The organism is Bradyrhizobium sp. 186, assembly GCF_023101685.1.
Taxonomy (GTDB): Bacteria; Pseudomonadota; Alphaproteobacteria; order Rhizobiales; family Xanthobacteraceae; genus Bradyrhizobium.
In genome coordinates this window covers 8,251,075-8,264,721 of record NZ_CP082164.1, presented here as the reverse complement: position 1 = coordinate 8,264,721, position 13,647 = coordinate 8,251,075, and the positions used below count along the sequence as shown (strand labels likewise).

12 protein-coding genes and 1 pseudogene are annotated in these 13,647 nt (G+C 62.4%); 9 read left to right on the top strand and 4 right to left on the bottom strand.

Annotated elements, in window-relative coordinates; genetic code table 11:
* Positions 1 to 34: 34 nt before the first annotated feature.
* The 8 genes and pseudogenes from IVB18_RS39660 to IVB18_RS39625 all read left to right on the top strand — a co-directional run bounded on the left by IVB18_RS39660 (position 35) and on the right by IVB18_RS39625 (position 9,414).
* A pseudogene (locus tag IVB18_RS39660) lies at positions 35 to 2,129 on the top strand (adenylate/guanylate cyclase domain-containing protein).
* 236 nt (positions 2,130 to 2,365) lie between these two features.
* Entirely contained in the window at positions 2,366 to 3,208 is an 843-nt protein-coding gene (locus IVB18_RS39655) for a shikimate dehydrogenase (protein WP_247985661.1), read from the top strand.
* Positions 3,209 to 3,230: 22 nt separating this feature from the next.
* Positions 3,231 to 4,076 carry an amidohydrolase family protein gene (locus tag IVB18_RS39650; RefSeq protein WP_247985660.1) on the top strand — a complete coding sequence of 282 codons (846 nt, stop codon included), beginning with the start codon at positions 3,231 to 3,233 and terminating at the stop codon, positions 4,074 to 4,076.
* 27 nt (positions 4,077 to 4,103) lie between these two features.
* Complete coding sequence (locus IVB18_RS39645; protein ID WP_247985659.1) at positions 4,104 to 5,258, top strand: ABC transporter substrate-binding protein; 1,155 nt, start codon at positions 4,104 to 4,106, stop codon at positions 5,256 to 5,258.
* A 207-nt stretch (positions 5,259 to 5,465) separates the two neighbouring features.
* Positions 5,466 to 6,050 (top strand): HutD family protein, encoded by a 585-nt coding sequence (locus IVB18_RS39640; RefSeq protein WP_247985658.1) that lies wholly within the window; start codon positions 5,466 to 5,468, stop codon positions 6,048 to 6,050.
* A 123-nt stretch (positions 6,051 to 6,173) separates the two neighbouring features.
* Entirely contained in the window at positions 6,174 to 7,373 is a 1,200-nt protein-coding gene (locus tag IVB18_RS39635) for an adenylate/guanylate cyclase domain-containing protein (protein ID WP_247985657.1), read from the top strand.
* Positions 7,374 to 7,646: 273 nt separating this feature from the next.
* Positions 7,647 to 8,381 (top strand): outer membrane beta-barrel protein, encoded by a 735-nt coding sequence (locus tag IVB18_RS39630; protein WP_247985656.1) that lies wholly within the window; start codon positions 7,647 to 7,649, stop codon positions 8,379 to 8,381.
* 238 nt (positions 8,382 to 8,619) lie between these two features.
* Positions 8,620 to 9,414, top strand: coding sequence for an adenylate/guanylate cyclase domain-containing protein (locus IVB18_RS39625; RefSeq protein WP_247985655.1), 795 nt, complete (start codon positions 8,620 to 8,622; stop codon positions 9,412 to 9,414).
* Positions 9,415 to 9,451: 37 nt separating this feature from the next.
* Here the strand turns inward: IVB18_RS39625 and IVB18_RS39620 are convergent, their stop codons facing one another.
* The 3 genes from IVB18_RS39620 to IVB18_RS39610 form a co-directional block, all read right to left on the bottom strand.
* The gene (locus IVB18_RS39620) at positions 9,452 to 9,751 is read right to left on the bottom strand and encodes a hypothetical protein (RefSeq protein WP_247985654.1); all 300 of its coding nucleotides are present in this window, start codon (positions 9,749 to 9,751) and stop codon (positions 9,452 to 9,454) included.
* A gap of 159 nt (positions 9,752 to 9,910) precedes the next feature.
* Positions 9,911 to 10,231 (bottom strand): hypothetical protein, encoded by a 321-nt coding sequence (locus IVB18_RS39615; RefSeq protein ID WP_247985653.1) that lies wholly within the window; start codon positions 10,229 to 10,231, stop codon positions 9,911 to 9,913.
* A gap of 253 nt (positions 10,232 to 10,484) precedes the next feature.
* Complete coding sequence (locus IVB18_RS39610) at positions 10,485 to 10,937, bottom strand: hypothetical protein (protein WP_247985652.1); 453 nt, start codon at positions 10,935 to 10,937, stop codon at positions 10,485 to 10,487.
* A 392-nt stretch (positions 10,938 to 11,329) separates the two neighbouring features.
* On the opposite strand from IVB18_RS39610, the gene IVB18_RS39605 reads away from it, so the two are divergent.
* Positions 11,330 to 12,523 carry a helix-turn-helix transcriptional regulator gene (locus IVB18_RS39605; protein ID WP_247985651.1) on the top strand — a complete coding sequence of 398 codons (1,194 nt, stop codon included), beginning with the start codon at positions 11,330 to 11,332 and terminating at the stop codon, positions 12,521 to 12,523.
* A gap of 194 nt (positions 12,524 to 12,717) precedes the next feature.
* On the opposite strand, the gene IVB18_RS39600 is transcribed toward IVB18_RS39605, so the two are convergent.
* Positions 12,718 to 13,638 carry a hypothetical protein gene (locus IVB18_RS39600; RefSeq protein ID WP_247985650.1) on the bottom strand — a complete coding sequence of 307 codons (921 nt, stop codon included), beginning with the start codon at positions 13,636 to 13,638 and terminating at the stop codon, positions 12,718 to 12,720.
* Positions 13,639 to 13,647: the final 9 nt, after the last annotated feature.

Sequence of the window (13,647 nt, the reverse complement as noted above, 5' to 3'; positions counted from 1 at the left end):
CCAGTCGCCGCTTTGCCGGAGAACGGAAACAGCGATGAATGTTGATCCCGGACGGCACCTTCGCGCAATCGCGAAGCTGACGGTCAGCATCCGCCTCGCCGTCTCGGCGCTGGTCCTGACCGCGATCCTTTTGACCGCCGCCCTCTCCAGCCTGTTGTGGTGGCGCACGGCGGAGGCGGCGAGCCGGCAGCTCGCCTCGACCATCAACTTGCAGATCGTGGCTGCCGTCCGCAAGGAGGTCGCCGCTATCGTGGACGAGGCGCGTGCCGCCCACACCGCCATTCGCACGCTGTTTTTGCAGAACGTGCTCGACACCCCGCGAGGCCGACAAGCGCGAATTCGTGTTCCTGTCGCAACTGCAATCGCAGGCGACGATCTCCTGGGTCGCCTTCGGCTGGCCCGACGGGTCCTTCTTCGCGGCGCACAAGCTCGGCGACCGCCGCCTGGAGATGATGGAGATATCGCTGACCGATCATGCCGGCCAGCGCCGCATCGACGAATATGACGTGGTTCCCGGCGATATCGAATTCGCCAATCGTCGTTTCGAGCCGACCGGATTCCACGTCGCCGATCAGGCCTGGTTCAAGACGGGGCTCACCGCGGACGACCCGCAATGGTTCAGGGTCATGGACCTTCCGACCGGCGAACGGCCATCAATCGCCTTTGCAGGGCCGATCGACGTCTACCAGGAGCGCCAGGGCGTGCTTGCCGTCATCATCGAATATACCCGGCTCGCGCGTTTTCTCTCGCAACTCGAGGTCGGACGTACGGGAACGGCTTTCATCTTCGACAGCAATCGCGATCTCGTCGCGGCACCGGACAAGGACGCTGATGAGCTGCATGCTGCGGGCGGCGACCGGACGCTGCTGCCGCTGGCCCTGGCGGCGCTCGCGGACGCGGGCGGCGATGGCCGCACCGAAGCCTGGCGGAGCCGGCTGGTGTCGGGCGGCGCAGCCTTCGAGGTCGCGATCGCGCCTCTGCCGTTTCCCGGATGGCGGTTGGCAACCGTCATCCCCGAAGCGGAGTTTTTGGGGCCCGTCGAGACAACGCTGCGGCGTCTGATCGTCGGTCTCGCCGTCGGCGCGGTGCTTGCTGCGCTGGCGTCGGCCATGCTGGCGCGTTCGGTGATCGCCGCGCCGCTTTCCCGCGTCGTCGGCGAGCTCCGCCATGTCGAGAGCTTCGCCTTGGAGCGGGTGCGGCGTCACCCGTCGCGTCTCCGGGAGATCGCAAGCCTGTCCGGCGCGATCGCCGAAATGGCGGCCGGCCTTTCCGCATTTCGCAAGTTCATCCCGGCCGATCTGGTCCGCTCGCTGTTGCGGCAGGGCGTCGACGCAAAGCCCGGCGGCAGCATCCAGGAACTCAGCGTGATGTTCATCGACATCGCCGGCTTCACCGGACTATCCGAACGGCTGGGCGACCGCGTCGTGCCGCTGCTGTCGCGCTATCTGGACATCGCCTCGGAAGTCATCGTCGCCGATGGCGGGACCATCGACAAGTTCATCGGCGACGCCGTCATGGCGTTCTGGGGCGCGCCGCAGCCGCAGGCCGATCACGCGCTGCGCTGCTGCCGCGCGGCGCTAGGCTGTTGCAGGGCGATGCGGGAGTCCGGTCTTGCCGACGATCTCGGCCAGCGGCTCCAGATCCGGATCGGCATCAATTCGGGACGCATGCTGGTCGGCAATATCGGCTCGGAGTTGCGCCTGAACTACACCGTGATCGGCGATGCCGTGAACGTCGCAAGCCGCCTCGAGGGCGCCAACAAGTCCTATGGCACCCAAATCCTGATCGGGGAGGCGACCGAACGCCTGGCACGCGGCGCCATCGTCACGCGCGAGATCGACAGCATCGCCGTGTATGGACGCGAGGAGGGCTTCTCGGTCTACGAATTGATCGGACTCGTCGGGGAGGACGGCGGCCACGAGACAGCCGACTGGATCGGGCGCTACGAACGGGGTCTGGCCAGCTATCGCGGGCGCCGGTTTGCCGCTGCGCTCGCCGATTTCGAAGCCGTGCTGAACATGCGCGGCCACGATCGCCCGGCTGAACTGATGCGCGACCGCTGCCGGCATTTGGTTGAGACCGCGCATGATGTCGCGTGGCGCCCGGTCGCGGCACTGACGACGAAATAGCCGCGACGTGAGCACGCGCGATCGCAACGACGCGCGCCACCGTGATCGCGGCTCTCCGGCCCGTTCAGGCCCTTGCCGGCGCGAGATTCGCATTGCGCACGATGGCCATTCCGCCTAATAGTCTTGGACAAACGACCAAATGAAATGGTCGAGCGCCGAAAGGCGGGTTGAGGAGGAAGCAGCCGGCGTCGGCACAGGTCGCGCGCGCCGGATGCGGTCGAAGATGGAAGCGCAGCATGTCGCAGGCGGACGGATTTGGGTTCGCGGGTATCATTGGACTCCCGGTCGCGCATTCGCGCTCGCCGGTCATTCATAATTTCTGGCTGAAGGCGCACGGCATCCGCGGCACTTATGTGCCGCTCGCCGTCAAGCCTGAACGGCTGGAGGATGCGCTCCGCGGACTTGTCGCGCTCGGCTTTCGCGGCTGCAACGTCACCATGCCGCACAAGCAGACGGCGATGTCGCTGCTGACCCGCGTCAACGAGACCGCGAAGCGCATCGGCGCCGTCAACACCATCGTCGTCGAAGCGGACGGCACGCTCTCGGGCTTCAACAATGACGGCAACGGCTTTGTGCAGAGCCTGCGCGACGCCAGGGCCGACTGGCGCGGCGATGCGGGACCGATCCTGCTGCTCGGCGCCGGCGGCGCGTCGCGGGCGGTCGTCGTGGCGCTGCTTGAAAACGGCGCGCGCGAGATCCGCATCGCCAACCGCACCACTGAGAAGGCGCAGGCGCTCGCAAAGGAATTCGGCTCCGCCGTCAGCACCGTTGCGTGGGACGATCGCGCTGCGGCGCTTGCGGACGTGGCTCTGCTCGTCAACTGCACCGATCGCGGCATGGTCGGCAAGAGTGCGCTCGAGATCGACCTGTCGCGGCTGAAGCCTGCGACGCTCACCGCCGATCTCATCTACACGCCGCTCGAGACGCCGTTCCTGGCCGAGGCCCGCGCGCGCGGCTGCGTCACCGTGAACGGGCTCGGCCTGCTGCTCAACCAGGCGCGGCTCGCCTTCAAGGCCTGGTTCGGAATCATGCCGGACGTGACGCCCGAGCTGATCAAGGCCATCGAGGCGACGTTCTGACGGGCGAGGGGAGTTTTTCGCCATGACCTTGCCGGCGTGCCCCAAGATCGACTGCCACATCCACGCCATCGATCCCGTCCGCTTTCCTTATGGTCCCGACACGCCATACCGGCCGGGCGGCCAGGAAATCGCGACGGCGGCGCAGCTGATCCGTGTGTTCGACGTCTTCGATGTCAGACACGCGCTCGTGGTCGCGACCAACACCGGCTACGGCAGCGACAGCCGCATCCTGCTCGACACGCTGAAGCAGGGCGGCGACCGCTTCAGGGGCGTCGCCGTCGTCGAGAATGACATCGATATCGCCCAGCTCGAACGATTGAAGGCGGCCGGGGTGATCGGCGTAGCCTTCAATGTGCCGTTTCACGGCACCGACTATTATCGAAATACGACGCCTCTGCTTGAGAAACTGGCCAGCCTCGACCTGTTCCTCCAGATCCAGGTCGAGCAGGATCAACTGCTCGACCTGCTGCCGCTGATCGAGACATCGCCCGTGCGCCTGGTGATCGATCATTGCGGACGGCCGTCGGTCGCGCAGGGATTGCAAGGCAAGGCGTTCCAGACCCTGCTGGCGATCGGCCGCGAGCGCGATGCTCACGTCAAGCTCTCGGGCTACTACAAATTCTCTGAGCAGCCGCATCCGTATGAAGACACCTGGCCGTTCATTGCCGCGCTCGTCGACGCCTTCACGCTCGATCGCTGCGTCTGGGGATCGGACTATCCGTTCCTTCGTGCAGCCGAACGGCTCGACTACGGGCCGCTGCTCGCGGTGCTGACCCGGCTGTTTCCGGACCCCGGCGATCAGCATCGCCTGTTGTGGCAAACGCCGGCAAAGCTGCTCGGCTTCGGCCGCGCGGCGGAACAATCATAACAAGAAAGCAAAAGGGAGGAGGACATCATGAGGCATCTTGCAGGGACGGTCGGCATTGCCATCGCGGCATCGCTGTCGGCGGGCCACGCCCAGGCTCAGAGCACCGTCTACATTCCCGACGTCGTCGAGCTGTCCGGGCCCGGCGCGGTGTCCGGCACCAACTGGCGGGATGGCGTCGCGCTCGCCATTGACGAGATCAACAATTCCGGCGGCATCTTGGGCCGCAAGATCGCGACCGAGCATCTCGACACCCAGAGCAATCCAGGCGTCTCGCGCGCGCAGGTGCAGAAGATCCTGGACAAGGACCCCTACGTCGTGCTCGGGCCGATCTATTCCGGCTCGGTCAAGGTCAACATGGCGCTGACCCAAGCGGCCGAGATCCCGCAGATCGTCGGCGCCGAGGCCGCCGACATCACCACGCAGGGCAACCCCTGGGTGTTCCGCACCGCGTTTGGCCAGCAGTTCTCCATGCCGAAGATCGCCAACTATCTGCACGATCGGCTCAAGGTGAAGTCGGTCGCGGTGGTCTGGGTCAACAACGACTTCGGCAAGGGCGGTCGCGACAACTTTGTGAAGGAAATGAAGGCGCGTAGCATCGAGGTCGCCGCCGATATCTCCACCGAGCAAGGCCAGGTCGATTTCGGCTCCGATGTGATCAAGCTCAAGGGCGCCAAAGCCGATGCGGTCTTCGTCTACACCAACGAGGAGGAGAGTGCCCGCTTCCTGATCGAGGCGAAGCGGCAGGGTCTGTCGACGCCGCTGTTCGGCGAGACTACGCTTTTGAGCCAGAAGGTGGTCGAGCTTGCCGGCCCCGCCGCGAACGGCGCGCGCGGCCATGTCGGCCTCTCTGCCGATGCGCCGGTGCCGGCGATCCAGGAGTTCGCGAAGAAGTTCAACGCGCGCTACAAATACTTGCCCGATCACAACGGCATCAAGGGCTACACCGCCGTCTATCTCGTCAAATACGTCACCGAGACGATCGGCAAGTTCGACAGCAAGGCCTTTGGCGCAACGATGAAGGGCCTGACGCTCACACCCGACAAGGCGCCCGGCATGCTGATGGAAGCAAGCTGGGACCAGAACGGCGACATCGACCGCGCCAGCTTCCTCGCGGAGATCGTCGACGGCAAGCAGAAGATCGTCGAGACGCTGCCGAAGCTGAAGGGCGGCAAGGGCGAGTGAGCACCGTAGCCCGGATGGAGCGTAAGCGTAATCCGGGATTCGTTCATACTGAAAGACTGTCCCGGATTGCGCTCCGCTCCATCCGGGCTACGATCCCGCCTGTATGGTTCGCGCGGCGTTCGTCAAATCGGTTGGCAAGGCCGATGCGACACGCGCATGATGCGCGAGTGACATCCACCCTCTTGCGCTCCCGGACGACTTGAAGCCATGAAAACCACGCTGCTGAAACCTGAAAACTACACCCGCTCGCCGTGGAAGAACGGCGGCGGCGTCTTCACCGATATCGCGGATGCCCATTGCGCCGATGCGCCGGTGAAGGATTGGGACAGCCTGCTCTGGCGCTTCGCCTCGACGCCGATCGTGGCGCCCGGTCCGTTCTCCTATATGCCGGGCATCGACCGCTTGCAGATGGTCGTCGGCGGGCGCGGGCTGATGCTTAAAGCGCGCGGCCAGGAATTCGACGAGCGCGAGCCGTTCAAAACCGTGCGCTTCACCGGCGAGCTCGAGATCGTGACCGAGCTCGAAGCCGGCCCGGTCGAGGTCGTCAACCTGATGGCGCGGCGCGGTGCGGTGGCGATCGAACTCGCGGCCCTCAGGGAGCCCGGCGATCGGCATTTGTTCGCCGGCACGCATCTCGTTTACGCGGCTTGCGGCGATTGCGGCATCCGTCTCGATGGAGCGGATTTTGCGATTCCCGACGGCAGCACGTTGCGGGTCGAACCGTCCGAGGCGTCAAAGCTCGCGCTCATTTCAGGCTTGGCGGTGCTGGGGTCGATTCAGGTCGTCGGCTAGGCCGCAATCCTGCCTGCCGTGCCGACAGGGCGATGCGCACAATCAGTGCAGCGGACCAGGTTGACGCCGTCGCGCCGGAACACGATATCTCCTCCGATGCAGACCGCCGCTGAGAGGCAGGATATGAACGCGCCGCCGAACACCGATTCCGTCACCCCGCAGTCCGGCGGCGACGTCGTCGACTGGCTGACCAACGGCACGCGCGACGAGCGCTTCATCGACAATATCTTCGCCGAGATGTGCGTCCGGCTCCAGCAGGCCGGCATTCCTCTCAAGCGGTCGACGCTTCACGTCCTGATCCAGCATCCGCAGTGGCTCGGCGCCCGCTTCATGTGGTCCGACGGCATGCGCGAGGCGGAGATCGCGCGGGTCGACTACGACGTCAGGGAGCGATCGGAATACATCGGCAGTCCCGCCAACGAGATCCACGACGGTGCAACCGAGCTGCGCGAAGACCTCGAACAGGATTCGTCACTCGGCCGCAAGCACGCCATCTATGACGAGATGCGGGCGAAGGGCCTCACCGACTATGTGGCCTGGCCGCTCTACCATACGCTCGGCAAGCGGCACATCGTCACCTTCGCGACCGACCGTCCCGGCGGCTTTGACGATGCGCATATCGCGGGCTTGAAGCGAGTGTTGCCGGTGCTTGCGCTGGTCAGCGAGATCCGCATCAAGAATCGGCTGGCCCGAACCCTGTTGGAGACCTATGTCGGCTCCCATGCCGGCGAGCTGATCCTGGCCGGCGCCACCAGGCGCGGCACCGGCACCACCGTGCGTGCCGCGATCATGATCTGCGATCTGCGCGATTTCACCAAGATCTCCGACAACTGGCCGCGCGACGACGTCATCGATCTCCTCAACGATTATTTCGACGCGATGTCCGAGCCGATCGCGCGCCACGGCGGCGAAATCCTGAAATTCATCGGCGACGGCCTGCTCGCCATCTTCCCGCTCAGCCAGCCCAACGCGTGCGCAAACCTGCTGCATGCCGTGGCCGAGGCCCGTCAGGCCATGGTCGTCCTCAACGAAAGAAACAGTGCGACCAGCCGCGCGCCGCTGAACTACGGCATCGGAGTCCACGTCGGCGACGTCATGTACGGCAATATCGGCTCGAGCACCCGGCTCGACTTCACCGTGATCGGCCCCGCCGTCAACATGGCGTCGCGCCTCGAAGCCCTCACCAAGCAGCTGGGACGAACGGTTCTGTTGTCTCGTGCATTTGCGGAGCTGGTGGAGCGGGAGTTCGAGCTCGAACGCGTCGGCGAATATGAGGTGCGGGGCTTTAGCGATCCGATCGAGCTGTTTGCGTTTCACGGGTGAGGCGTGCTCCCCGTCGAGTCTTGAGCCCCTCGATCGGTTCGGATGCAGGCGCGTGCCGGTCGCGCAAAACGCGGGACAAGAGCCCGGCGCGGCAGAAATATTCCATAGCGATCACCGACGCTCTCTCGCATTCCCGTGCGTCGCTTCATGCCGTTCCAGGTCGCCTGGCGCATACCTCCGGCGGGAAGGAGTGGCTTCTGGACTACAGCCAAATTGCGCGGAGCCCACTAAGCCTAAGCTCGATTTGAACGAAGACTTAGGGAAACAGAAATCATGAAGAAGCTTTTTGCGACACTGGCCGCGACGACAGCGCTGGTCTCCGCTGCGTCGGCAGCCGACCTGGCGGCGCACTATACCAAGGCGCCCGTGGCCGCACCGATCACCGACTGGACCGGCGTTTATCTCGGTGTTTCGGCTGGCGGCGTTTGGGGCACCAACGAGTGGTCCTCCGACGAGACGTCTCCTTATCGGCCGGGCTCCTACAACACCTCTGGCTGGACCGCCGGCGGCATCGTCGGCGCCAATATTCAGGTCCGCAATGCGGTCATCGGCGTGGAGTTCGATGGCAACTGGGCGGACGTGACCGGTTCAAGGGCGATCGGAACGCCCTTCAATGGCCTTGGCAACAATCTCGCGTCTATCGACAATAAGATCGATTGGACGGCTCATGCTCGCGCTCGTTTGGGCTATTCGTTCGGCAACTGGCTGCCGTTCGTCGCAGGCGGCGCAGCAATCGCCGGCGTGCACGACAAGCTGAACTTCATTTTTCCCACCGCGTTCAACGGCGTCGTCTATCCCGGCTATAGCAACAGCGCCACGCGCGTGGGCTTCACGGTTGGCGGCGGCATCGATTTCAAGGTCACGCCGAATTGGATCGTCCGTGGCGAATATCTCTATGACAACTTCGGAACGACGACCGGCCGGTTGAGCCCGGCCACCTTCAACACCGAAGTGTTCACGCTCGATACGCACACGGTCCGCGCGGCGATCATGTACAAGTTCGACTGACGCTTACGACCCGTAGTCAACTGAGCCCGGTCTCCCTTGAGGCCGGGCTTTTTTCATTACCGGCAGGAGGCAATTGCGAACACGCGACGCGCGTAATGACGTGGGGCATCCATGCCGTTCACTGGCGCGAGAGCCGCCGGCAAATCTGCGATTGGGGAGTCCTGTTGCCAACGCAGGATTGTACGACTACGCTTTACCCCAGGTCCGCCCAGACGGTCTTTCGATTGGCCGCAAATTCATGCCCAAATTCCTTCGCATCGGAATCCATCAGTCGAACGTTTCCGGATACACGTCAAAGGCGTGGTGTGTTCGACGGGTCGGCTCGGCGATTTTGCTGAAGTGGGGCGCCGTAGAGGTCCATGGCGCCGGAGATGGACGAAAAGTCTACTGGACGCGTCTGCCGCAGGAGAAGACAGTTCGTTGCGGCACGGCGCAGCGCGCCCAGGACTATGCAAAAGCCGCGATCGCGCGGCGCCGCAACCATCGCTATGAACCGCTGGCTGGACCGATTGCGATCCGGCGCCGATCCGCGCCCCGAGGCGCCGAGCTCGAACAGGCGCTCGCCACGATCCTGTTTGTCGATATCGTCCGCTCCACCGAGAAAGCAGCAAAGCTCGGCGACGCCCGCTGGACGCAGGTGATGGGGCACTATTACGCCGCCGTCCGCAAGGAGCTGAAGACCTTGCGCGGAAAGGAAGTCGTGACGACGGGGGACGGATTGCTGGCGACGTTCAAGGCGCCGGCCGCCGGGGTCATTTGCGCGACCGCGATCCGCGAGGCCGTGCGTACGCTGGGGCTCGAGATCAGGGTGGGCCTGCATGCGGGCGAATACAAGGTGAGCGGGGGCGAGGTGGTCGGCCTCGCGTTTCACATCGGCGCGCGCGTCGCCGCGAAAGCGCGTGCCGGCGAAGTCCTGGTCTCGAGCGCGGTCAAGGACCAGATGTCGCAGTCCAAAATCCGCTTCAGGGATCACGGCGTTCACCAGCTCAAAGGCGTGCCGGAGCGATGGCGGCTGTACCGGGTGGAGCATTGAGGGGGCCCGACAGGACTCGAACCTGCAACCAGTCGCCCTACCTCGACTTATCAATGGTCTCCCTGGGCGGCAACGGCTGCGGATTGAGCATCACCTTGGATCCCCGAGACCCGATCCATTGTCTCCGGGACTGTTTGCCGGAGACAATGATGATGGCTTTTTCAGCGCCAGGTTGGCTGGTCCTCACCTTCGAGGCTTCCGCGACGACTATCGCCGAAGTGGGCCCAGCAATGGACATTTCGGAAGCTTGTTGATGGTGCTCTGCGTCAGCAGCGAAGGCAAAATCGGTCGCGAGAACAGCTGACGACAAGATGACTACGAAAGAGAAGGGTGACATCGGAATCTCCGATTGTTGACTGACGGGCACAGAATACAACGTTCGAAACATCCGCGAATGCGATCTTGGTCACATTCGGCGAGAGACGTCCCTGACGCGCTTCGGGCTTTCGCGTCGTCTGAATCTCATAAACGCGAGTTGCATCCTGGCTCCATAAACTTACCTAGCAAGGGTCGATCCGCCGCGCCTCTTGCGTGTGTGAAACGCTTGGCCCAGGAGCATGAGTGGAGTGCTCAAGAACATGAACACGATACCCATCATGATCAATTGGTTGCGGAAAGTTGGGCTTGCAGACTCCGCGACCAGGAAGACAGCGGTGCAGATGAAACCTGCACCGGCAACTGAATAGAGCACGCTGAGGACTTTTGCGGTGAGGCCCAGGCGCCTCCATTCGATTTCACGAGACTGGTCCCGATCAAGAATCTGTTTGAGCTCCAGGCTCAGCGTGTGGAGTTTGCCTTCGATTTCTGCCTGCGTCATCGATTACCTGCCCTGTAAAGACGGGGCGCGCGTCCTTCGCCAGCCGTTCTGAAACTTGCAGGCGCACGGACAACCTGTCGGCCACCTCCTCCGAAGTCCGGACACGACGAGGCAAGGACGGCGATGGCGCTCGGTGAAGCGGCTATTCAGTAGGTTCGGCGACCTGACCGACCTTCCGCCGCGCACTTCATGTATCGACTGCTATACCAATTCGCGTGGGTTTCCCGGTGGTTCTTGTCGAATGTCGTTCCCGTTATTCGGCCCGCAGGCGATATCGTTTTCCCGTGTATTCACCAACTGAAGAAGCGCTCCAGAACACGGTGAATTTGATTGTCGAACCGGTCAATGTTCCCTCAAAGGTCGCCCTGCCGTGCAGAAGGTCGTTTGGGTAAGCGTTGCCGGCAATTTGACTTCCGTTTTGGGTAACGACGACGAAAGTTGGTTGCGCGCCGCCGTTGCTCTGAAGAGCGTTCCATTTGCCCATTACGTTCCACTCCAGGCACTCAGCTCGCAGATCTGCGGGCAGGAGCATCGTGAGCGCGGCGCCGAGCGTGACTTCGCCGATCAATCTCATTGCAAGCGCCCCGAGGTTTGTCGTTCGGCCGTCGGCGCGCGGTGCTGTGGCAATTGTCAGGTTCATATTGGTTCTCTTTGATGATGAGCTGGTCTTGAAATGGTGCGGGTGGCAGAGCAGGCCCTTCAGCATGACGGAAGCGCGTGCGGATGAGCACAAAGCGTGCAGTCCGCGGCAAAAAAGCATCTTCTGTATCGAGTGCTCCTGAACGAGTAGCCAGCATTGTCGGCCGATGGCACGTCCATAAACTTTCCGGACACCGGCGGGTTTACCGGACGCGAAGTTTTTCGCGCCGGCGGAGCCGCCCTCGGACTTCACCACGCGAAACGGTCGATACATAGAGCAACGGCCCAAGGCCGCACGGTAACAGGGATATTGCAGCAAACATCAGCCGTTCGGCCGATACTTTGTTTCTTCGCGCACGCGCTGTCGCGCCAGTCCAACAACTCCGGATTGTTGAGAGCACGAGCAGCTATCGTATTCGTTGTGCGATCCGAAAGCCGACGAACGCCCAGTGATGGATCGTGAAAGAACGAGCGCAGATCCGGCTCCGGCTTGCTTTGCCTTCGTATCAGGTTAATCTGACCGACTTGGCGGAGCGCGTTCGGATGATGGTTGACGAGACTGTCGTTGCTACTCTTCTAGGCGCGATCTATGAGGCAGCTGCCGATCCAAGCAATTGGCCCAAAGCGCTCACATTGCTTGCAAACTCTCTTGGTGCGCCATCAGCCGGGATTGCGAGGCAAGGCAGGACTCCGTCCGAATGCTGGAGTTTCAGCACCCAAGATCCGAGCTTTGCTGAAAAATGCATGCTGCACGACCATCAGGTGAATCCGATCCGGCAGCGGGCTGGGTCGACGCCTGCCGGAACGGTGCAGACCGATGCCGTGGTCATGGCCCGAAGCGGATTTCCTTGCACTGAATTCTCTAACGATTTTCTTTGCCCAGCAGGTGTTCACGCCATGCTCAATTGCGTCGCGCTGGTTGAGGAAGGACGCCAGCCTGTGGTCACGGCCCAAGGCAGCCGCGAATTCGGTCCCGAGCACGTTAGACTTCAACAGTTTTTAGCTCCTCATTTGCAGCGTGCGGTGCAGCTTAACATCAAGCTTGCCAAGCTGGAGACCAATCATGCAGCCTCAGTGGAGGCGCTGAATCGACTCGATCAAGGTGCCTTGCTGGCTGACGCGGGCGGGCGCGTCCTGTTTGCCAACCGTGTGGCCGAGGACTTGTTCGGAGCTGGCCGCGATCTTCGGCTTGACAATGGAGTCATTCACTCAAGGTCCGCTGCGGATACGTCGCGGCTGCGCGGTCTTATAGAAGCGTGTGCGAGGAAGGGTATCAATGCCGGTAAGGGCGGTAACCTCTCTCTTTCGCGAGGACGGGGTAAAGCACCGCTTTCATTTCTCGTGGTGCCCCTGCACTACGAGATGCCGTTCCTGATGGCCGATGGTCCCGCGGCACTGATACTCGTGACCGACCCGGACCGGGAAGCCAAACCTTTAGCGGCACAGATCAGAGCCAAATTTGGCCTGACGACCCGCGAAGCAATGTTCGCAGCCGAGATAATTTCGGGTGACAGCATCCAGGCCGCAGCTGATAGGCTCAAGATAACGCGTTCTACTGCTCGAACTCATCTTTCCCGTATCTTCGACAAGACGGGGACGCGCAAGCAAGCCGAACTCGTGCGTCTTCTGATGCAAACCGCGAGGAGCGCTTAATCCGTACCGAGATGGCGGCCCAAGCCGCCTCGCGCAAGCCGCGCGGTGTTCATTCACCGGCCTGACGTGCGAGGAGCTTGTCTGCTTCGCAATCGACGTCATCGTGTCCGTCTGCCTTCCGGTGATGCGCGAGAAAACTTTGCGTGTTGAGGACGAGCCGCTGAGGCCAATCGGCTGCCATTTCGCCCGCGCGATCAGGTTCCGGCGCTCTGGAGCTTCTTCCGAAGTCCCATGAGATACACACAATATCCCGTCAATAATCCGCCAAAAGCGAACAGCGGCAGGAAAGCCACTAACAGGTTGCGTGACAAATGGCCTTCGAGATGTGCGTCTATCAGCCAGAGAATGGCTGAGCACATTAGAGCGACACCGCCTATGAGGCCCAGCACGAGAACCTTGCCGGATACAGATCCGGCGATCTTCGGAAGCTGCTCGGCCATCGTGATCCGCTCGCTCGTGCGAGGCGCGTGCGCCAAGGGAGTCCGGAGCGCGCGGTGCAAATAAATCTGCGGGATCGCAATCAAAGGCGCGATCAACAGGATCAGGAGCACGAACAACAGTGCCGAGGACGTCCCGACACCGAGCTGGAAAGCGGGTCCAGCCAGCCAAATAACAGTTGCCGGAAACAGGGCCATGAACGCCATGAACGACCCGAAGAGCACAAAAATGATGAGGACGAATGTCATCCACAGAAGGCGCCACCGCCCAAGCAGCGCGACAATCTCTGCCTTCTGCGCTCCGTTCACCACATAGTAGCGGGGCCGAGCAAATATCCATGGATTGGGCGATTGGAAGACATAGCCTTCAGCAATGGGCTTAAACGACGCCTCGTTAGCCGCTTCGTACCATCGGGCCATATCAACCTTCCTATCGGGCATCTGCCCTGAATTGTGTCGCTTGTACCGGTGTCCAGGTTCGAGCGAAGCAGCATGGTACCCTCCAACATAGGTATAACCAGTTTGACCCGATGCGGACCAATCTGTGATCCGGATCACGATCAACGAAGGCTTGCTCCTTTCGTTTTTCAGACGGCCTGCTTTTGCAGGCTTTGACTCGCGATATTTCTCGCGCGGGTTGGCGTGCCGGAGCGATGGCGCCTGTACCGGGTCGAACATTAGGTTGGC

Excerpts from the sequence above, each read along its gene's own strand:
- IVB18_RS39615 (WP_247985653.1), bottom strand. The coding sequence starts at position 10,231 with ATGACGCAGGCAGAAATCGAAGGCAAACTCCACACGCTGAGCCTGGAG.
- IVB18_RS39620 (WP_247985654.1), bottom strand. The coding sequence starts at position 9,751 with ATGTCACCCTTCTCTTTCGTAGTCATCTTGTCGTCAGCTGTTCTCGCG.
- IVB18_RS39640 (WP_247985658.1), top strand. The coding sequence starts at position 5,466 with ATGAAAACCACGCTGCTGAAACCTGAAAACTACACCCGCTCGCCGTGG.
- IVB18_RS39635 (WP_247985657.1), top strand. The coding sequence starts at position 6,174 with ATGAACGCGCCGCCGAACACCGATTCCGTCACCCCGCAGTCCGGCGGC.
- IVB18_RS39625 (WP_247985655.1), top strand. The coding sequence starts at position 8,620 with ATGCCCAAATTCCTTCGCATCGGAATCCATCAGTCGAACGTTTCCGGA.
- IVB18_RS39650 (WP_247985660.1), top strand. The coding sequence starts at position 3,231 with ATGACCTTGCCGGCGTGCCCCAAGATCGACTGCCACATCCACGCCATC.
- IVB18_RS39600 (WP_247985650.1), bottom strand. The coding sequence starts at position 13,638 with ATGTTCGACCCGGTACAGGCGCCATCGCTCCGGCACGCCAACCCGCGC.
- IVB18_RS39655 (WP_247985661.1), top strand. The coding sequence starts at position 2,366 with ATGTCGCAGGCGGACGGATTTGGGTTCGCGGGTATCATTGGACTCCCG.
- IVB18_RS39645 (WP_247985659.1), top strand. The coding sequence starts at position 4,104 with ATGAGGCATCTTGCAGGGACGGTCGGCATTGCCATCGCGGCATCGCTG.
- IVB18_RS39610 (WP_247985652.1), bottom strand. The coding sequence starts at position 10,937 with ATGCTGAAGGGCCTGCTCTGCCACCCGCACCATTTCAAGACCAGCTCA.
- IVB18_RS39630 (WP_247985656.1), top strand. The coding sequence starts at position 7,647 with ATGAAGAAGCTTTTTGCGACACTGGCCGCGACGACAGCGCTGGTCTCC.